This window comes from Caenibius tardaugens NBRC 16725 (genome assembly GCF_003860345.1).
In the GTDB taxonomy this organism is placed as follows: Bacteria; Pseudomonadota; Alphaproteobacteria; order Sphingomonadales; family Sphingomonadaceae; genus Caenibius; species Caenibius tardaugens.
In genome coordinates this window covers 2,713,862-2,732,172 of record NZ_CP034179.1, presented here as the reverse complement: position 1 = coordinate 2,732,172, position 18,311 = coordinate 2,713,862, and the positions used below count along the sequence as shown (strand labels likewise).

19 protein-coding genes, 1 tRNA gene and 1 other RNA gene are annotated in these 18,311 nt (G+C 63.5%); 14 read left to right on the top strand and 7 right to left on the bottom strand.

Annotation, left to right across the window (positions count from 1 at the left end; translation table 11 throughout):
• Window positions 1-27 precede the first annotated feature (27 nt).
• The 4 genes from rnpB to EGO55_RS12795 form a co-directional block, all read right to left on the bottom strand.
• Window positions 28-451: RNase P RNA component class A (gene rnpB, locus EGO55_RS12810), an RNA gene on the bottom strand.
• Window positions 452-457: 6 nt separating this feature from the next.
• On the bottom strand, window positions 458-1,159 hold the full coding sequence (locus EGO55_RS12805; RefSeq protein ID WP_021690297.1) for an N-acetylmuramoyl-L-alanine amidase: 702 nt from the start codon (window positions 1,157-1,159) through the stop codon (window positions 458-460).
• Window positions 1,160-1,165: 6 nt separating this feature from the next.
• A complete protein-coding gene (locus tag EGO55_RS12800) occupies window positions 1,166-1,807 on the bottom strand; it encodes a histidine phosphotransferase family protein (RefSeq protein WP_021690296.1) in 642 nt (213 codons plus the stop codon).
• Between the two features lie 155 nt (window positions 1,808-1,962).
• Window positions 1,963-2,361: a M67 family metallopeptidase gene (locus EGO55_RS12795; protein WP_021690295.1), complete on the bottom strand. Its 399-nt coding sequence runs from the start codon at window positions 2,359-2,361 to the stop codon at window positions 1,963-1,965.
• On the opposite strand from EGO55_RS12795, the gene EGO55_RS12790 reads away from it, so the two are divergent.
• Together EGO55_RS12790 and rpoH are read left to right on the top strand one after the other, a co-directional pair.
• Complete coding sequence (locus EGO55_RS12790) at window positions 2,360-3,325, top strand: RluA family pseudouridine synthase (RefSeq protein ID WP_021690294.1); 966 nt, start codon at window positions 2,360-2,362, stop codon at window positions 3,323-3,325. The genes EGO55_RS12795 and EGO55_RS12790 overlap by 2 nt on opposite strands.
• Window positions 3,326-3,455: 130 nt before the next feature.
• Entirely contained in the window at window positions 3,456-4,373 is a 918-nt protein-coding gene (gene rpoH / locus EGO55_RS12785) for an RNA polymerase sigma factor RpoH (RefSeq protein WP_021690293.1), read from the top strand.
• Window positions 4,374-4,482: 109 nt separating this feature from the next.
• On the opposite strand, the gene EGO55_RS12780 is transcribed toward rpoH, so the two are convergent.
• Window positions 4,483-5,373 (bottom strand): transporter, encoded by an 891-nt coding sequence (locus EGO55_RS12780; protein WP_210766527.1) that lies wholly within the window; start codon window positions 5,371-5,373, stop codon window positions 4,483-4,485.
• Window positions 5,374-5,401: 28 nt separating this feature from the next.
• Here EGO55_RS12780 and mtgA point away from each other — a divergent pair, with 28 nt between their 5' ends.
• On the top strand, window positions 5,402-6,073 hold the full coding sequence (gene mtgA, locus EGO55_RS12775) for a monofunctional biosynthetic peptidoglycan transglycosylase (RefSeq protein ID WP_021690291.1): 672 nt from the start codon (window positions 5,402-5,404) through the stop codon (window positions 6,071-6,073).
• Window positions 6,074-6,076: 3 nt separating this feature from the next.
• The gene (locus EGO55_RS12770; protein ID WP_021690290.1) at window positions 6,077-7,054 is read left to right on the top strand and encodes a cation diffusion facilitator family transporter; all 978 of its coding nucleotides are present in this window, start codon (window positions 6,077-6,079) and stop codon (window positions 7,052-7,054) included.
• Window positions 7,055-7,225: 171 nt separating this feature from the next.
• Here EGO55_RS12770 and der read toward each other — a convergent pair whose 3' ends face one another.
• Window positions 7,226-8,632: a ribosome biogenesis GTPase Der gene (gene der / locus EGO55_RS12765; RefSeq protein ID WP_021690289.1), complete on the bottom strand. Its 1,407-nt coding sequence runs from the start codon at window positions 8,630-8,632 to the stop codon at window positions 7,226-7,228.
• A gap of 112 nt (window positions 8,633-8,744) precedes the next feature.
• Here der and EGO55_RS12760 point away from each other — a divergent pair, with 112 nt between their 5' ends.
• The gene (locus EGO55_RS12760; RefSeq protein ID WP_021690288.1) at window positions 8,745-9,419 is read left to right on the top strand and encodes a CHAP domain-containing protein; all 675 of its coding nucleotides are present in this window, start codon (window positions 8,745-8,747) and stop codon (window positions 9,417-9,419) included.
• A gap of 41 nt (window positions 9,420-9,460) precedes the next feature.
• Here EGO55_RS12760 and EGO55_RS12755 read toward each other — a convergent pair whose 3' ends face one another.
• Window positions 9,461-9,769 (bottom strand): DUF3297 family protein, encoded by a 309-nt coding sequence (locus EGO55_RS12755; protein ID WP_021690287.1) that lies wholly within the window; start codon window positions 9,767-9,769, stop codon window positions 9,461-9,463.
• Window positions 9,770-9,921: 152 nt separating this feature from the next.
• Between EGO55_RS12755 and EGO55_RS12750 the strand changes: the two genes are divergently transcribed.
• The 9 genes from EGO55_RS12750 to dmeF all read left to right on the top strand — a co-directional run bounded on the left by EGO55_RS12750 (window position 9,922) and on the right by dmeF (window position 18,299).
• Window positions 9,922-10,006: transfer RNA gene (locus EGO55_RS12750), tRNA-Leu, on the top strand.
• A 57-nt stretch (window positions 10,007-10,063) separates the two neighbouring features.
• Window positions 10,064-11,701, top strand: coding sequence for a trigger factor (tig, locus tag EGO55_RS12745; protein ID WP_021690286.1), 1,638 nt, complete (start codon window positions 10,064-10,066; stop codon window positions 11,699-11,701).
• A 300-nt stretch (window positions 11,702-12,001) separates the two neighbouring features.
• On the top strand, window positions 12,002-12,364 hold the full coding sequence (locus EGO55_RS12740; protein WP_021690284.1) for a hypothetical protein: 363 nt from the start codon (window positions 12,002-12,004) through the stop codon (window positions 12,362-12,364).
• Between the two features lie 197 nt (window positions 12,365-12,561).
• Entirely contained in the window at window positions 12,562-14,187 is a 1,626-nt protein-coding gene (locus EGO55_RS12735; protein ID WP_040715926.1) for a cation:proton antiporter domain-containing protein, read from the top strand.
• Window positions 14,188-14,394: 207 nt separating this feature from the next.
• Window positions 14,395-15,099 (top strand): ATP-dependent Clp protease proteolytic subunit, encoded by a 705-nt coding sequence (locus EGO55_RS12730; RefSeq protein WP_021690282.1) that lies wholly within the window; start codon window positions 14,395-14,397, stop codon window positions 15,097-15,099.
• A gap of 172 nt (window positions 15,100-15,271) precedes the next feature.
• On the top strand, window positions 15,272-16,531 hold the full coding sequence (clpX, locus tag EGO55_RS12725; protein WP_021690281.1) for an ATP-dependent Clp protease ATP-binding subunit ClpX: 1,260 nt from the start codon (window positions 15,272-15,274) through the stop codon (window positions 16,529-16,531).
• A gap of 154 nt (window positions 16,532-16,685) precedes the next feature.
• The gene (locus EGO55_RS12720; RefSeq protein WP_021690280.1) at window positions 16,686-16,967 is read left to right on the top strand and encodes a DUF1330 domain-containing protein; all 282 of its coding nucleotides are present in this window, start codon (window positions 16,686-16,688) and stop codon (window positions 16,965-16,967) included.
• Window positions 16,968-17,050: 83 nt separating this feature from the next.
• Entirely contained in the window at window positions 17,051-17,326 is a 276-nt protein-coding gene (locus EGO55_RS12715; RefSeq protein ID WP_021690279.1) for a metal/formaldehyde-sensitive transcriptional repressor, read from the top strand.
• Between the two features lie 10 nt (window positions 17,327-17,336).
• The gene (gene dmeF, locus EGO55_RS12710; protein ID WP_021690278.1) at window positions 17,337-18,299 is read left to right on the top strand and encodes a CDF family Co(II)/Ni(II) efflux transporter DmeF; all 963 of its coding nucleotides are present in this window, start codon (window positions 17,337-17,339) and stop codon (window positions 18,297-18,299) included.
• Window positions 18,300-18,311: the final 12 nt, after the last annotated feature.

Genomic DNA, 18,311 nt, shown 5'->3' with positions numbered 1-18,311 from the left:
CTGCGGTCACGCGGTGTTTTACGACAGTTTGCCAGGGGGCCTGTAAGCCGGGTTCTGTATCACGGACGGTATCCCACGAGAGACCGTATCCGCAATGGCAGCCATTCCTCTAGGCCTTGCGTTGCCGCAAGGCTCAAGCAGCCAACCCGGGCGATCAAAGGCGAAACACCCCTGCTTCCGGATCTTGCGATCCTTGGCGCGCCGCCCCTATTCGGCCTTGCTCCGGGTGGGGTTTGCCATGCCGCTCCTGTCGCCAGTCGCGCGGTGCGCTCTTACCGCACCCTTTCACCCTTACTGCCGGTTTCCCGGTTAGCGGTATGCTCTCTGTGGCACTTTCCCTGAATGCCCGGCAAGCCGAACACCCGGCGGGCGTTACCCGCCACCCTTGTTTCGTGGAGCCCGGACTTTCCTCGGCGAAGCGAAGCTTCGACGCGGCTGCCCGGCCCCCTGGCGCCGCCTATCTAGCGCGTCCGCGGTCCCGTTCCAAGAGCAAGGCGAACAGGATCGCACCGATTTCGCCATCGATCTCCCCATCGATCCGCTTGGGGCGCCAACGGCGCTGGAATGCCGCCACCGCCGCACGGCCATCGGAAATGTCATACCCGAAGCGTTCCAGCCCCAGCAAAAACGCGCCATCGTTGGGAAAGGGCGTGCCCAGGCTGACTTTGGGTGTCGCCAGCGCCAGCTTCAATCGGGCCAGCCGCCGCCAGTCGAACAATTCACCCGGATCTTCCTTGCGCGCCGGGGCGATATCGGAATGGCCCACCACATTGGCGCGGGGAATGTCGTATTGCCGCACGATCCGTCCGACCAGCGGCATCAGCGCTTCCATTTGCGCGGCCGAAAACGGGCGATAGCCCCATTCGTGCCCCGGATTGACGAGTTCGATCCCGATACTGGCGGAATTGATATCCGTTATCCCCCGCCAGTAGGATCGCCCCGCATGCCAGGCACGGTTGGCTTCATCCACCAGCCGGATGACCGTGCCGTCTTCTTCGATCATGTAATGTGCGGAAACTTCGGCCTGGGGATCGCACATGCGTTCGAGCGCCTCAGGCCCGGTGCGCATGCCGGTGTAATGCAGGACCAGCATGGTGATCGGCAGCTGGCGCGCGTTCCAGTTGGGGGACGGAACCTCGCGCTGCACCAGTTCATCCATCGTGCGTCACTCCCCCGGCAGGATCGCTCCGAGCACCAGCGCATCGCCAGTCAGCGCATATTGCAGCTTGCCGCCGCATTCCTGCGCAAGGACATGCAGCATATGCGCCGCTGCGGTCCGGCTGGAAAGCTGTTCCAGTTGCAGGGTGCCCTCCAGCGAATTGCCGATGGTTTCGTCAAACGCAATTTTCGGCCCCGCCGCACGCACCACGATCTCGCTGGTGCCGTCACGCACTTCGGCCGCGATATCGATTTCCCCGCCGCGTACCAGCGCATCGATGGCGATCTGCGCGAAGTTGAGCAGCACTTTGGCAGCCGGTTTGGGCAGTGCCGCCACCCCCAGCGCCCAATTGACGCTGATCCGGTCGTTTCCGGCAACCAATGCGTCGATCAGGCTGCGCACTTCATCGGTGGCGATCGCTTCGCCAAAACCACCCGCGGCGCCGAACGCCAGCCGGAAGAACTTGAGCTTGTCCGTCGATGTCCGGGCGCTCTGTTCCAGCAGTTCGAAACAGCGCTGGCGCATTTCCGGGTCTTTCTCGTCCGCCAGAAGTTCGAGCCCGTTCATCAGCGCCCCGACGGGACTGAGCATATCATGGCAAAGACGGGAGCAAAGCAGACTGGCGAGATCGACGGAAGATTTGGACATATGCAGCTTTCAGGCCCTTTTGACTGAAGGGAGTGACTCAATGCACCCGATATAGGAGGAAAAACCGATCCCGGAACCGGGCGCGTCAAACAATTCAGCCCAATTGCCACTTTCCATCGGTCTAAGGATAGGAGCAGACAACACGCCTTAGCGCGTTACCGCTCGATCACGCCATAGGAAAGCGCCATGAACCCCGCATGACCATCCTCCCACAAACGCACAGCGTCATCGCCGCTGACAATCGCCCAGACCTTGCCGTCGCGCGCGGCCTGCTCCGCATCGCAAGGCGAAGGTTCGGGCGGTCCCTGGGGGTGGGAATGATAATAGCCGATCACCGCTGGGCCACCGCCGCGCGCCGCGCGCAGGGCAGCGATCAGCGTGCCGGGATCGATTTCGAACCGGGCGCGCGGATCATCAGCCACATTGACCGCAGGCAGCACCCGGTCGATCACGCCCTGATGCCCCAGCAACAGCCCGCAACATTCATCCGGCGCAGCTTTTTGCGCTTCGGCCCGCAAGCCATCGAGCGCATCCCTTGTCACAGCAATCTTCATGCCCACATTCTGTAGCATGGGGCGTGGGGAAATCATTGAGGGACTTCTCGAAAGCGACGGCGTGCGTCTGGACAAGGCGCTTGCCGACGCCAGCGGGCTGTCGCGCGAACGGGTCAAGGCCCTGCTTGGCGAAGGGCGGATCACGCTTGACGGCAAACCCGCCCCGTCTGCCTCGGCCAAAACCGTTGCCGGATCGCACTTTGCCATCGACGTGCCGCCCGCAGCGGAAGCCGAAGCCGCCGCGCAGGATATTCCGCTGACGATCGTCTATGAAGACGCCCACCTGATCGTGGTCGACAAGCCCGCCGGACTGGTCGTCCATCCTGCGGCGGGCAACCCCGACGGCACGCTGGTCAATGCCCTGCTGCATCATTGCGGCGGCAGTCTATCGGGAATCGGCGGCGTTGCGCGCCCCGGCATCGTGCACCGGATCGACAAGGACACGTCCGGACTGCTGGTCGTCGCCAAAAGCGATGCCGCGCACGAAGGGCTGGCGCGGCAATTTGCCGACCATTCGATCGAACGCGCCTATCTGGCGGTGGTCAACGGCCATCCGGTGCCCCCGGCGGGCACGGTGAAGGCGCGAATCGGGCGGTCCGATTCGAATCGCAAGAAGATGGCGGTGCTGCCCGACACGGCGAGTCGCGGGAAGCACGCTGTCACCCATTACAAAACGCTCAAAACCCTGAAAAACTGCGCTTTGATCGAATGCCGACTGGAAACCGGGCGCACGCATCAGGTGCGTGTTCACATGGCGTCAATCGGTCATGCGCTATTAGGGGACCCAACATATGGACGCCCCAATTCCAAGCTCAAGCCGCTGCTCACCGCACTCCAGTTCCGCCGTCAGGCGCTCCATGCTGCAGTGCTCGGGTTCATTCATCCGGTTCTCGGAACGACTGTACGGTTCGAAAGTCCGCTTCCTGCCGATATGCGGGAACTGATCGAGGAAACCACTCGTTGAAATCGATGAAATGAACACATTTTGGTATGAAATGCGGCTATAGTGAAAATTGGGCAAGTGGCCGTGCCCGGCAGGACGCCCAGCAGGGGTCTCGCAAAACGCGGTCGACACTGTGAAAGGTAAAGGGACTTTGACCGAGAAGAAAACCAACATCCGCAGGACGGCATCTGTCCCGGCGTTGAGCGGGGAGCAGAGCCTCAACCGCTATCTCGCCGAGATCAAGAAGTTCCCGGTGCTAACGGCTGAGCAGGAATATATGCTCGCCAAGCGCTATCAGGAACACGAAGATCCGGAAGCCGCCGCGCAACTGGTAACCAGCCACCTGCGGCTCGTGGCGAAGATCGCCATGGGCTATCGCGGCTATGGCCTGCCTGTGTCCGACCTGATTTCCGAAGGGAACGTCGGCCTGATGCAGGGCGTCAAGAAATTCGAACCCGATCGGGGCTTCCGTCTCGCCACGTATGCCATGTGGTGGATCAAGGCTTCGATGCAGGAATTCATCCTGCGCAGTTGGTCGCTTGTCAAAATGGGCACCACTGCCGCGCAGAAGAAGCTGTTCTTCAACCTGCGCCGGATGAAGAAGAACCTCGACGCCTACGACGATACCGATCTGCATCCGGACGACGTGGCCAAGATCGCGACCCATCTCGGCGTGCCCGAGCAGGAAGTGATCAACATGAACCGGCGGATGCTGATGGGCGGGGACTCCTCGCTCAACGTATCCATGCGTCAGGGCGAAGAAGGTTCGGGCCAATGGCAGGACTGGCTGGCGGACGACCGTCCGTTGCAGGACGAAACCGTGGCCGATGCCGAGGAAGCCGAACTGCATCACGAGATGCTGAACGAAGCGATGGACAGCCTCAACGATCGCGAACGGCACATCCTGACCGAACGCCGTCTGACGGAAAACCCGAAGACGCTCGAGGAACTGAGCCAGGTCTACGACGTGTCCCGCGAACGCATCCGCCAGATCGAGGTGCGCGCCTTCGAGAAGCTGCAGAAGGCGATGTTCCGCATCGCTGGCGACAAGCTGCTCGCCCCGGCCTGACCGGTCGCGCATAACGCAACGGAAGGCTGGCATCCGCAAGGGTGCCAGCCTTTTTCGTGCCATCCCTTTTCATGGGCGCCTTTTGGGGGATGCTTTCCCTTTGCGGCGTTCAGAACCGGCGCGCGATCCCCAGATAGAACTGACTGTCCGGGCTGTTGCCATTCAGGCCGCAATTCAGCCCCACATCGAACTGCGTCATGGCATTGGCCTTCCATGCGGCGGAAAGGCCGAACAAGGCCTCGGTCGTGTGGCCCGCCGGATCGCCATCGCGGTGCAGCGCCACTTCGGTGGAGAGCGACAGCCGCTCACCCAGCGCAAGGCCCACCCCGGCCACACTGCCATAGCGCAAGTGGCGGCCGTCGCCATCGCTGTCGACCGCGGCTTCCACGCCGGGTGTCAGCGCGAGGGACACCGTATCCGACAGCTCCACACTCAGCGGCACCAGCACCCCGGCACCCCAATCGCCCGCGCCGATCGGCGCCTTGCCCACGGGTAAGGTGGCATAGGGCATGACCGCCACCGAAAAGCCCGAACCATCGGGGTGGCGCAAGTTTTGCCGCAGCGCCAGCGTGACATCGCCTGTCCGCCCGGTCTTGCGGACTGCGCCGGTCGCCTTGTCGCGCGTGCGGACGTGGCCATAGGCGGTCCAGCCGATCTGCCCTTCGAGGCTTTCGGTCAGGCCGATCCGCACCAGTGCATCGCCCACAAGGATCGTGTCGCTGCGTTGCACGCTGTCGTTTTCGCGGGTCCAGTCGCCCAGCCCCAGTTCCCCGACCACCGCGCCCGGTTCCACCGTGCAGGCCGGTGTGCCGAGACCGGGTCGATCGGGGCACAGATCGCGTGGCTCCCCCGCATGGGCGAGACCGGCAAAGGCACAACAGCCCAGCACCACAAACGCGAACCTGACACTGGCAACCATGGCACCCCCGGCAATCGCTATACCCCCCATCAACGCGCGAAGCAGGCACCGGTTGCATTGCCGCATTTCGTGAATTCCCACGCGCCGCGTTCGCCGCTAAAGCCGGGTCATGGCCAGTCGCCTTCTCCGTTTCGTCGCCAAGTTCATCCTGTGGTTCCTCGTCATCAGCGTGGGGCTGGTCGTGCTGTTCAAATGGGTGCCGGTGCCGGTCACGGCGACCATGCTGCTGGACCCGAACGGGATCGAGAAAGACTGGGAATCGCTGAACCAGATCGATCGCACGATGGTGGCCGCCGCGATTGCCGCAGAGGACGGTAAGTTCTGCAGCCACAACGGGTTCGATCAGGAAGCCATCGAAAAGGCGATCCAGCGCAACGCCAAGGGCGGGCGCATCCGGGGCGGATCGACGATCAGCCAGCAGACCGCGAAAAACGTCTTCCTGTGGCAGGGCGGCGGCTATTTCCGCAAGGGTCTGGAAGCGTGGTTCACCGTGCTGATCGAGAACATCTGGGGCAAGCGGCGGATCATGGAGGTCTATCTCAACGTCGCCGAAACCGGGATCGGAACTTACGGCGTAGAGGCCGGATCGCAGCGTTACTTCAAGCATTCCGCCGCGAAGATGAGCCGCAGCGAAGCCGCCCGCATGGCTGCGGCCCTACCCCTGCCCAAGAAACGCGCGGTGGTGACGCCCGATGGGTTCACCCGGCGTTACGGCAATACGATATCCGCAAGGATCGCCTCTGTCGGGCGTGACGGGCTGGACAGTTGCGTTTACGATTAGGCCATGGGTGCAGGACACACGCATAGCCACGATGAGCATGATCATGGGGCGCATGATCATGGGGGGCACAGCCATGGCGGCCATAGCCACGGGGGCCACAGCCATGCTCCGGCCAGTTATGGGCGCGCGTTTGCTATCGGCGTGGTGCTCAACACCGCATTCGTCCTTATCGAGGCGACCTATGGTTACCTCTCCGGCTCGATGGCGCTGGTCGCCGATGCCGGGCACAACCTGTCGGACGTGCTCAGCCTGCTGATCGCCTGGGGCGCCAGTGTGATGACCGCGCGGCCCGCCACCGCCCGCTACACCTATGGCTTCAAATCCAGTTCGATACTGGCGGCGCTGACCAATGCCGCGCTGCTGCTGATCGCGATCGGCGCGATCCTGTTCGAAACCGTGCACCGGCTGTTCGACCCCGCCCCGGTCGAAGGGATGACCATGATCGTGGTCGCCGCCATCGGCGTCCTGATCAACGGCGGTACCGCCATGCTGTTCATGAGCGGGCGCAAGCACGACATCAACATTCGCGGCGCATTCCTGCATATGGCCGCCGATGCCCTGGTATCGGTGGGCGTGGTCGCAGCGGGCGCGCTGATCCTGCTGACAGGGAAGGTCTGGATCGATCCGGTCACCAGCCTTGTCATCGTGGCAGTGATCGGCTGGGGCACCTGGGGCCTGCTGAAAGACAGTGTGAAAATGGGCCTGCTGGCCGTGCCTGCCGGGATCGACGATGCGCAGGTGCGCGCCCATCTGGCCGCCCTGCCCGGCGTGAACGCGGTGCACGATCTGCATATCTGGCCGATGAGCACCACCGAAACCGCGCTGACCGCGCATCTCGTCATGCCTGGCGGCCATCCCGGCGATACCTTCCTGCTGGGGCTGGCGCAGGAACTGGAACACCGCTTCCGCATCGGCCACACCACGATCCAGATCGAGGTAGGCGAAGCCGATTGCACGCTGGGCGTTGACGGGGCGATCTGAGGGGGGCCAGCGGGCACCGGGGCAAGCCGGGATTTACCCGCACCGGTCACGGGATCAGATTCATCGCAGGTGCCCTGATGCACAATGGGCAACGGCCAGTGCCGTTCCGCGCAGCAGACGCGGAACGCTATGGCGGCCAGCCCTTTTTCGGCCAGACCTATTCAGCCGGGCTTATTTCGGGGCGTAGGGGTTCTTCGAACTGCGCAGAGTCAGCCGCACCGGCACCGAACCGAAGCCCAGTTCGCGGCGGATGCCGTTGACCAGATAGCGGCGATAGCTTTCGGGCAGATCGTCCAGCCGCGACCCGAAGATCACGAATGTCGGCGGGCGGGTCTTGATCTGCGTGATATAGCGCAGCTTGATCCGTTTGCCGCCCGGCGCCGGGGGCGGGTTGGCTTCCAGCGCATCGTCGAACCAGCGGTTGAGCCCGGCGGTGGGCACACGGCGGCTCCACACCTCGCGCAGGGCAAAGGCCGCTTCCAGCATGGCGTCCAGCCCCTTGCCGGTGCGCGCCGAAACCGAAAACACCGGCAATCCGCGCACTTGCGCCAGCCCGTCTTCCAGCGCGGCGCGAATGCCATTGTACAGCGCCGATGGTTCTTCGGCCACGTCCCACTTGTTGATCGCGATGATCAGCGCGCGCCCTTCCTGCAGCACGAGATCGGCGATCTTGAGATCCTGATGTTCCAGCCCCTTGGTCGCGTCGAGCAGCAGCACGACCACTTCGGCGAAATCGACCGCGCGGCGGGCATCGGCCACCGAAAGCTTTTCCAGCTTTTCGACCACGCGCGCCTTCTTGCGCATCCCGGCGGTGTCGATCAGGCGCACATCGCGCACTTCGTCCGTCTTCGGGTTGGTCCACTGCCAGTCGACCGCGATCGAATCGCGGGTGATTCCCGCCTCCGGCCCGGTCAGCAGGCGATCTTCGCCCAGCAGGCGGTTGATCAAGGTGGATTTGCCCGCATTGGGGCGCCCGACGATGGCGAGCTTGAGCGGCCCAGGAGGCGCATCCTCCTCCGCCTCGTCTTCGCTGCCCGCAGTTTCATCCTCGAACGGTGCGAATTCGTCGTCGTCCGCATCGTCTTCAAGATGCGGCAGCAGGGCTTCGAACAGATCGCCCATGCCTTCGCCATGTTCGGCGGACAGCGCGACCGGATCGCCCATGCCCAGGGCATAGGCTTCCATCATGCCCGCTTCCCCGGCGCGGCCTTCGGCCTTGTTGGCCACCACCACCACCGGCACATCCTGCCCACGCAGCCAGCGGGCGATTTCCTCGTCCAGCGGGGTCAGCCCGACACGCGCATCGATGACGAACAGCGCGACATCAGCGCCCTGCAACGAGACTTCCGTCTGCGCGCGCATCCGCCCCGGCAGGGTATCGGGATCTTCATCCTCCCACCCGGCGGTATCGACAATGGTGAATTCCAGCCCCAGCAGGGTCGCTTCGCCAAAACGGCGATCGCGCGTAACGCCGGGCTGGTCGTCGACCAGCGCCAGTTTCTTGCCAACCAGACGGTTGAACAGGGTCGATTTGCCGACATTGGGACGGCCGATAATGATCACCTGGGGGCGCGACATGCCCGGGCACTGAAGGTTTGCGCGGCTTTTGGCAAGGGGCGGCAGGTTCTTACCGCGCTGTTAACCATAATGCGCAAGGGTGCATTTACTACGTTCAGGCAGACGGGGCGGCATGAAAATCCCGGTTCTCGCCTGTCTTGCATGTCTTGCCAGCACCCTGTCCGTGCCCGCCACGGCGCAGGGCACGGCCGGTTTTGCCCCGGCTAACCTCGCCCCGTCTTACCTCGCCGCTACGCACCTCGCCCCGCCCTACCTCGAATGCGTGCCCTATGCCCGGCAGGTTTCCGGCATCAGCATCTATGGCGATGCCCATACCTGGTGGGATCAGGCGAAAGGGCGCTATCCACGGGGCAACAGGCCGCGTGTGGGGGCGGTCATGGCGTTCGAACCGCACGGGAACATGCGCTTGGGCCATGTCGCGGCGGTCAGTCGGGTGATCGATTCGCGCACGGTGCTGCTGCGCCATGCGAACTGGTCACCGATTGACGGGCGTCGTGGGCAGATCGAGGATAATGTGCGCGCGGTGGACGTCTCGTCCGCCAACGACTGGAGCGCGGTGCGCGTTTGGTATGCGCCGATTCAGGCGCTGGGCGGCACGGCGTGGCCGGTGAACGGCTTTATCTATCGCGATGGGGCCAAAGATGATGGGGCACAGGATGCCGCGAAACGCGCGCAACCCGCGAAAACCTTAGCCAAAACGGCATCCGCGCAGACCCCGCCGAAACTGACGGCAGCGCAGCGGCGGACCGATCCGATTGGCGCGATTATCGCCGGGGCGCGTCGCTAGCGACGCGACGCTTTCCCCGGGCTTGCAGCCGATCCGGCCGTTCAGTCTGCCTTGGCGACCGGCGGATTTTCGCCGAGATCTTCGTACCATGCCTCGACCGGGCCATTAAGCTTGAGCAGCAGCGGCTGCCCCTTGCGGTCCATGGTCTTGCCGGCCTGCACTTTCACCCAGCTTTCGGAAATGCAGTATTCCTCGACATTGGTGCGCACTGCGCCCTTGAAGCGGATACCCACGCCGCGGCGCAGCTTGTCGGCGTCGAAATATTCGCTGCCGGGGCTGATTGCCAGACGATCGGGCGGCACATCGCTGCCGGTGGCGGGAGTGGCGGAGTTCTGTTCGCTATCGCTCATCAGGCGCCCATAATGTGCGGGGCAGCGGCGTGCAACAGGGCATGCAGTTTGCCCGACATAGCCTGTTGTGCTTGCCCTTTTGCTGATCCCCCGATAAGGGCGCAGCCTTTCCCCCCGGTCGGTGTAGTGCCGTACCGGGAATATCGTCGGCCGCGGGCGTGGCGGAACTGGTAGACGCGCTGGTTTTAGGTACCAGTATCGTAAGATGTGGGGGTTCGAGTCCCTTCGCCCGCACCAGTCCGATCGAGGCACGAGCCCGACGTTATTTGAGGATTTGAGAAGGCACGAATCGAAATGCAAATCGTCGAAACCACCAATGAAGGCCTGAAGCGCGGCTACAGCGTGAAAATCACGGCCAAGGCTATTTCCGACCGGATCGAAAGCGAAGTCGAAAAAATCGCTCCGCAGGTCCGCATGCCCGGCTTCCGCCCCGGCAAAGTCCCGGCCAATCTCGTCAAGAAGATGCATGGCCCCGCGCTCCATTCGGAAGCGTTGAACGCCGCCGTGCAGGAATCGGTCGATTCGCTGCTGCGCGAGAAGGCGCTGCGCCCGGCGATTCGCCCCGATGTCCGCCTCAATGACGATTACGAGGAAGGCAAGGACGCCGAACTGACCGTGGAACTGGAAGTTCTGCCCGCAATCGAAGTGCCGTCGGTCGATGGCCTCAAGCTCGATCGTCTGGTGGTTCCGGTCACCGATGCGCAAGTCGACGAAGCGGTTGCCGATCTGGCCAAGAACCAGAAGAGCTTCAAGGACGCCCCCAAGACCCGCAAGGCGCAGGACGGCGACCAGCTGATCATCGATTTCGTCGGCAAGGTTGACGGCGTGGCGTTCGACGGCGGTTCCGCCGAAGACCAGCCGCTGGAAATCGGCGCTGGCCGTTTCATCCCCGGCTTCGAAGAACAGCTGGGCGGCGTGAAGACGGGCGAAGAAAAGACCATCACGGTAACGTTCCCCGCTGACTATCCGGCCGAACATCTGGCCGGCAAGGACGCCACTTTCGACATCACGGTGAAGCAGGTCAAAGTCGCCGGTGAAACCACGGTGGACGATGACTTCGCCAAGGCGCTCGGCCTCGAAGGGCTGGAACAGCTCAAGGGCCTGCTGCGCGGTCAGCTGGAACAGCAGACCAATGGCCTGACCCGCACCCAGATGAAGCGTCAGCTGCTCGACAAGCTGGCTGGCGATCACGATTTCGCCGTGCCGCCTTCGATGGTTGCCGCCGAATTCGAACAGATCTGGGCCCAGCTTCAGCAGGAAGCCGCCAAGGAAGAAGATCCCGCCGCCGCCCTCAAGGAAATTGAGGACGAGAAGGAAGATTACCGTGCGATCGCCGAACGCCGCGTGCGCCTCGGCCTGCTGCTTTCGGAAATCGGCCAGTCCAACGGCGTGACCGTGTCCGATCAGGAAATGCAGATGGTCCTGATGCAGGCTGCCCAGCAGTACCGCCCTGAAGATCGTCAGCGTTTCGTCGAATTCGTGCGTAACGACCCGATGGCCGCTGCCCAGCTGCGCGCGCCGCTGTTCGAAGACAAGGTTGTCGACTTCCTGTTCGACAAGGCCGAAGTCACCGAACGCGAAGTGACCCGCGAAGAACTGGAAGCCGCGATCGAAGCGGACGACACCACCGAAACCAAGCCTGCCGCCAAGAAGGCCCCCGCCAAGAAGGCACCGGCCAAGAAGGAAGCGGCTGCAGAAGCGGAAGCCAAGCCCGCCGCCAAGAAGGCACCGGCCAAGAAGGAAGCGGCTGCAGACGCAGAAGCCAAGCCCGCCGCCAAGAAGGCTCCGGCCAAGAAGGAAGCGGCTGCAGAAGCAGAAGCCAAGCCTGCCGCCAAGAAGGCACCGGCCAAGAAGGAAGCGGCTGCAGACGCAGAAGCCAAGCCCGCCGCCAAGAAGGCTCCGGCCAAGAAGCCTGCCGCAAAGAAGGCGTAGGCTGATAAGGCCTGGTCGGGCGCTTCGGCGCGGGTTTACCGCGCCGGAAATGGCCCGAAACCGTTAAAGACCCGGCCCGCTCCCTTCATGGGGGGCGGGCCGGTTCGTTTCAGGTCCATGCGTTTCAGGCCCATGCGTTTCAGACCAGTCGGTTTCAGACAGGCCGTTTTCCACCCCTGCCCCAATTCCACCCGCACAGCACCGGGCCCGGTGGACACTATGATGCACCACGGCACGATTTCCTTCGCAGTCACAGCAAAAGGCGTTGGCGATTCGCCAGCCGTGCGTTAGTTTTCGTTCATGACCCGCAGCCGCACATCTGGACCCGCCTTATGGCATGTGGTCTCGTTCCTGCTGCTGCTGCTTGTCGCGTTCCACGCCGCCATGCCGCTCTCCGCGCCGCTGGAGCGGACCAGCGGTTCCGCCTTCAGTTCGTCCACCATGGACGTATCGGTCCTGCGCGCGCGCCCGGCGGACACCGCGCGACGCACCGCTGGCCTGACCCCCGCCCTCCCGGCCCTGTTTGTCGCGACGGCGGCAGTGCCGCACCTGCTCTCTGCGGCGATCGCCGCGCCACGCCTCCGCACCATCGCTCAGACCGGTCCGCCGAACTGGACCATCGCGCCGTCATCGCGCGCGGCAAGGGCGCCGCCCGCTGCCTGATCGTGACCACCCGCACACCTGTGCGGGTGCGGTTCCCCGCGATTAAGGCAGAACGGATGATAGACCACGAACCAGAATACGCAGTTTGCCCGGTGCGGCAGGCTGCGCTTGCGCCACCCGGCCCGCCCGGCCAGCCCTGCCCTCCTGCCAAAGGGAGTGCGGCGCCATGAATGTCGCACGCCGGGCGCAGTAAGCCGATGCCGCATCACACGCCCCTTATTGGCACGATCGTCGCAGGCCTCGTGTTTGCCTTTGCTGCCGGTGCATTGGCTCACAAACTGCGCATTCCCCCCATTGCCGGCTATCTGCTGGCGGGGGTTCTTGTCGGCCCTTTCACCCCCGGCATCGTCGCCGATACCAAGCTCGCCATGGAACTGGCGGAAATCGGCGTGATCCTGCTGATGTTCGGGGTCGGCCTCCATTTCTCGCTGAAAGACCTGCTGTCCGTGCGCGGGATCGCCGTGCCCGGCGCCATTGCGCAGATCGGCGTCGCCACACTGCTGGGCACGGGGCTGGGTCTGTCGATGGGCTGGGAGGTGCTAGGCAGTGTGGTGTTCGGCCTCGCGCTATCGGTCGCCAGCACAGTGGTGTTGCTGCGCGCCCTGCAAGCGCGCGATATCCTGCAAACCGAACGTGGGCGGATCGCCGTGGGCTGGCTGATCGTCGAAGATCTCGCCATGGTGCTGACGCTGGTCCTCCTGCCAGTCATCGTCACGATCCAGAACAGCCCCGACGGTACGGGTACCGGCGATCTGCTCAAATCGATCGCCGTGGTGGTGGTCAAAGTCATCGGCTTCTTCGCGGCAATGCTGCTTGTCGGCAAACGGATCATTCCCTCGCTGCTGCACTGGACCGCGCATACCGGATCGCGCGAACTGTTCCGGCTGGCGGTGCTGGCGATTGCGCTGGGCGTGGCGTTCGGCGCGGCGGTGGTGTTCGACGTATCTTTCGCGCTCGGGGCGTTCTTCGCCGGCATGATTCTGGGTGAAACGCAGCTCAGCCGGCGCGCGGCGGAAGAAACGCTGCCTTTGCGCGATGCCTTCGCGGTGCTGTTCTTCGTTTCGGTGGGCATGCTGTTCGATCCCAAGGTGATTCTCGAACAGCCCCTGCCGCTACTGGGCACCGTGGCGATCATTCTGATCGGCAAATCGGCTGCCGCCTTCGCCATCGTGCGCCTGTTCGGGCACCCGACGCAGACCGCGCTGACCGTGTCCGTCAGTCTCGCGCAGATCGGGGAGTTTTCGTTTATCCTGGCCGCGCTGGGCGTATCGCTGGGCGTGTTGACCGGGGAAGCGCGCGATCTGATTCTGGCGGGCGCGATTATCTCGATCCTGCTCAACCCGCTGCTGTTTTCGCTGGCCGTCAAACCGGGGCGCGTATCCAGCACCGCGGAAGCCGCACCGCCGCCCACACCGCCCACCCGCACGGTACTGATCGGCTATGGCCGGGTCGGCCAGCTGATCGCCACCCGCGTGCGCGAACGCGGGGAAAAGCTGACTGTGATCGAGGATCAGCGCGATATGGCGGCGCTGGCCGAACAGGCGGGGATTTCGGTCATCGTCGGCGATGCCACCTCGGCCAGCGTGCTCGAACTGGCGCGGATCGACACGGCATCGACCCTGTTGCTCGCGACCCCCGAAGGGATCGAAGCGGGGGTTATCACCGTGCGTGCGCGGGCGATCAACCCGGCGCTGCGGATCATCGCGCGCGCGCATTCCGACGATCAGGTGGAAGACCTTGCACACCGCGGCGCGGATCACGTGGTCATGGGCGAACGGGAAATTGCCCTGCGCATGGCCGCACTCGCCGCGATGCGGGGATAGGGGCTGGGATAGGGGCTGGGATAGCGCCGGGGATAACAGGATGGGCACCACGGCATGGAGGTAGCGGCGAAAAACCGCACAGCGAGGGCATCCCCCGGGGCCGGTTTTCCGCGCTCCGGGGGATGCTGTGCGCCGGGAAAAGGGTTAACCCCCTTGAACATCGCCGCGTGCAGCGCGACATAGGCGCGGCAACAAAAGAGGACTTCCATGATCGACCTGTTCGGCAATACCGGTGATGCCTACGCAACCCAGGGCCAGTTCACCCGCGATCCTTTCACCGGCGCGCTGGTCCCCGTCGTGGTCGAACAGACCAGCCGGGGTGAACGCAGCTTCGATATTTTCAGCCGCCTGCTGCGCGAACGCATCGTGTTCGTGACCGGTCAGGTGGAAGACAATATGGCATCGCTGATCGTCGCCCAGCTGCTGTTCCTGGAATCGGAAAATCCGTCCAAGCCGATCAGCATGTACATCAACTCGCCCGGCGGGGTGGTGACGGCCGGCATGGCGATCCATGACACGATGCAGTACATCAAGCCGCGCGTTTCGACAGTCTGCATCGGGCAGGCCGCATCGATGGGTAGCTTCCTGCTGGCAGCGGGCGAACCGGGCATGCGCATTGCCCTGCCGAACGCCCGGATCATGGTCCACCAGCCTTCGGGCGGGGCACGCGGCATGGCTTCGGACATCGAAATACAGGCGCGCGAAATCCTGCGCATCCGGCAACGGATGAACGACCTCTATGTCAAATATACCGGGCAGAGCCTGACCGACATCGAACGGGCGCTGGATCGCGATACCTTCCTCGAAGCCGATGAAGCTTTGAAGTTCGGTATTGTGGACAAGGTCTTCGAAAGCCGCCCTGATACGGACGAAACCCCGGCTGACGAGGGTTCGGGCGGCGCGCCCGAGTGAACGTAGCAGGCCCGACCTTTCTGGAAACCGGCGGAAACTCACGGGTTTTTGCCGGTCCAGAAGGGGTTTTCGGGCCTGTTTCGGCGTTGTATGGGTGCGGATTGATTATGACTGCCGTGTGACTAGACTGTCACTGGCGAATCCCCGCCACTTGCGGGGGTAGGATTGAAATATGACGAAACTGAGCGGATCGGACAGCAAGAGCACCCTGTACTGCAGCTTCTGCGGGAAGTCGCAGCACGAAGTGCGCAAGCTGATCGCCGGACCCACCGTGTTCATCTGCGATGAATGCGTCGAACTGTGCAATGACATCATCCGCGAGGAAACCAAGGCTGGCCTCGCCGGGAAGAAGGACGGCGACGTCCCTACCCCGCACGAAATCTTCCACACGCTGAACGATTACGTGATCGGGCAGGACCGTGCGAAGCGCGTGCTCGCCGTGGCCGTGCACAACCACTACAAGCGGTTGAAGCACAGCGGCAAGGCGGGCGATGTCGAACTGGCGAAATCGAACATCCTGCTGGTCGGGCCGACCGGTTCGGGCAAGACGCTGCTGGCGCAGACGCTGGCCCGCACGTTCGATGTGCCCTTCACCATGGCCGATGCCACCACGCTGACGGAAGCCGGCTATGTCGGTGAAGACGTGGAGAATATCATTCTCAAGCTGCTGCAGTCGAGCGACTACAACGTCGACAAGGCGCAGCACGGCATCGTCTACATCGACGAAATCGACAAGATCACGCGCAAGGCGGAAAATCCGTCGATCACGCGCGACGTGTCGGGTGAAGGCGTGCAGCAGGCCCTGCTCAAGCTGATGGAAGGCACCACCGCCTCCGTCCCGCCGCAGGGTGGGCGCAAGCATCCGCAGCAGGAATTCCTGCAGGTCGACACGACCAATATCCTGTTCATCTGCGGCGGCGCCTTCGCCGGACTGGAAAAGGTTATTGCCGACCGCCTGCAAAAGCGTTCGATTGGCTTCGGCGCGCATGTCGCCGATCCGGACAAGCGCCGCGTGGGCGAACTGCTGGAAAAGTGCGAACCGGAAGATCTGCTGAAATTCGGCCTGATCCCCGAATTCGTCGGCCGCCTACCGGTGATCGCCACCTTGAACGATCTCGATGTCGAAGCGCTGGTGCAGATCCTCAGGGAACCGAAGAACGCGCTGATCAAGCAGTATCAGAAGCTGTTCGAGCTGGAAGACGTGGAACTGACTTTCACCGACGACGCGCTCGAAACGATCGCGCAGAAGGCCATTGCCCGCAAGACGGGGGCCCGTGGCCTGCGTTCCATCGTTGAAGGCATTCTGCTGGATACCATGTTCGACCTGCCCTCGCTCGAAGGGGTCAGCGAAATCGTGGTCGACAAGGAAGTCGTCGAAGGCCGCAAGCAGCCGGTTCAGGTGCTCGGCACCAAGAAGGAAGCCGCCGCCTGACGGCAGCAGGGCTCCCCCACAAGGCATGAAAAAGCCCGGGTCGCAGCACGCGCCCCGGGCTTTTCTTTTGGCGGGGCGGGATGGCAGTCAAACGCCCCAGGCTGTACCATCATCCAACCACTCCCGGATAATCCGGACGACAAGGAAAAAGCCGGTGCTCATTCTCGCTCAGTTCGATCTTGCTTCAGCGGACATGGCCCTGTTTGAGCTCTATGAGAATCAGGTGCTCGGCTTGCTGGCCAAATATGGCGGAAAGGTGCGCGAGCGTGTGCGTTCGACGGACAATGGGCGCGAACTGCATCTGCTGGAATTTCCCGACGCCGGGGCTCTGGACGCGTTTCGTGCCGATCCGGATCGGGCCGCATTGCAGCCGCTATGGCTGAAAACAGGCGCGACATCCTCTCTCACAGAAGTCCATCGCCTTAGTCACCCGTAAGGCTTCCGGAACGCACCAACGGACTGCCCCGCTATCTATCGCCCTCTTTTCCCGCGCCCTCATATGGTATAGGGGGGTACCCTATGGGACATGTCACATCGAACAAGGAACAGTTGCTCGCTCGCGTGCGGCGAATTGCCGGGCAAATGGCGGCGATCGAGAAGGCGATTGCGGGCGATGCGGGGTGTTCCGCCGTGCTGCATCAGGTGGCTGGCGCGCGCGGCGCGATCAACGGGCTGATGGATGAACTGATCGAGGATCATGTGCGCGAACATGTGGCGCATCCCGATCTGGACGCGGCGGAGCGTACGGCCGGGGCGGAAGAACTGATCGCGGCCATTCGCCGTTATGCCAAGTGAAAGGCGGGCAATGACTCTCGACAGCGATATTGCGGCGCTGAGCCACGATCACATGTTTCTGGGCGACCGGCATGACGAGAACGCCCGCCGCACCTTGTGGGTGGTCGTGCTGACCAGCGTGATGATGGTGGGCGAAATCATCGCCGGCTCGCTGTTCAATTCGATGGCCCTGCTGGCCGATGGCTTTCACATGGCGACCCATGCCGGGGCGCTGGGCGTGGCCGCGCTGGCCTATGTTTACGCGCGGCGCCACGTGCGCAACCCGCGATTTACCTTCGGCACCGGCAAAGTGGGCGATCTGGCGGGGTTCGCTTCCGCTTTCGCGCTGGCGCTAATCGCGCTGGGCATCGGGGTGGAATCGGTCGCCCGGCTGCTCGATCCGCGCCCCGTCGCCTTTGGCGAGGCGACCATTGTCGCCATTCTGGGCCTGATCGTGAACGTGATCAGCGCCTTCCTGTTGGGCGGTGGGCACCATCATGATCATGGGCATCATGGCCACAGCCATCACGATCATGGGCACCACCACGATCATGCTCATGCTCATGCAGAGGGCGGCGGACACCACCATCACGACAACAACCTGCGTTCGGCCTATCTCCACGTCATGGCCGATGCGCTGACATCGGTCCTGGCGATCGCGGCGCTGCTGGGCGGGCGTTATATGGGCTGGGTCTGGCTCGACCCGCTGATGGGCATTGTCGGCGCCGTCGTCATCACCGTCTGGGCGTGGTCGCTGCTGCGCGATACGGCGGCCGTGCTGCTCGACATGGCGGACACGCATCTGGAAGACGAAGTCCGCAACGAAGTGGAAGGGCCGGGTGACGCCCATATCACCGATCTGCACATCTGGCGTGTGGGCCCCGGCGCGCATGCCGCGATTGTCAGCGTATCGGGGGCCGCCAGCGCCGAAACCGTGCGATCACGGTTGCGGGCGATCCATGAACTCGCGCATGTGACGGTGGAAACCCGCTAGCGGCAGCAGCCC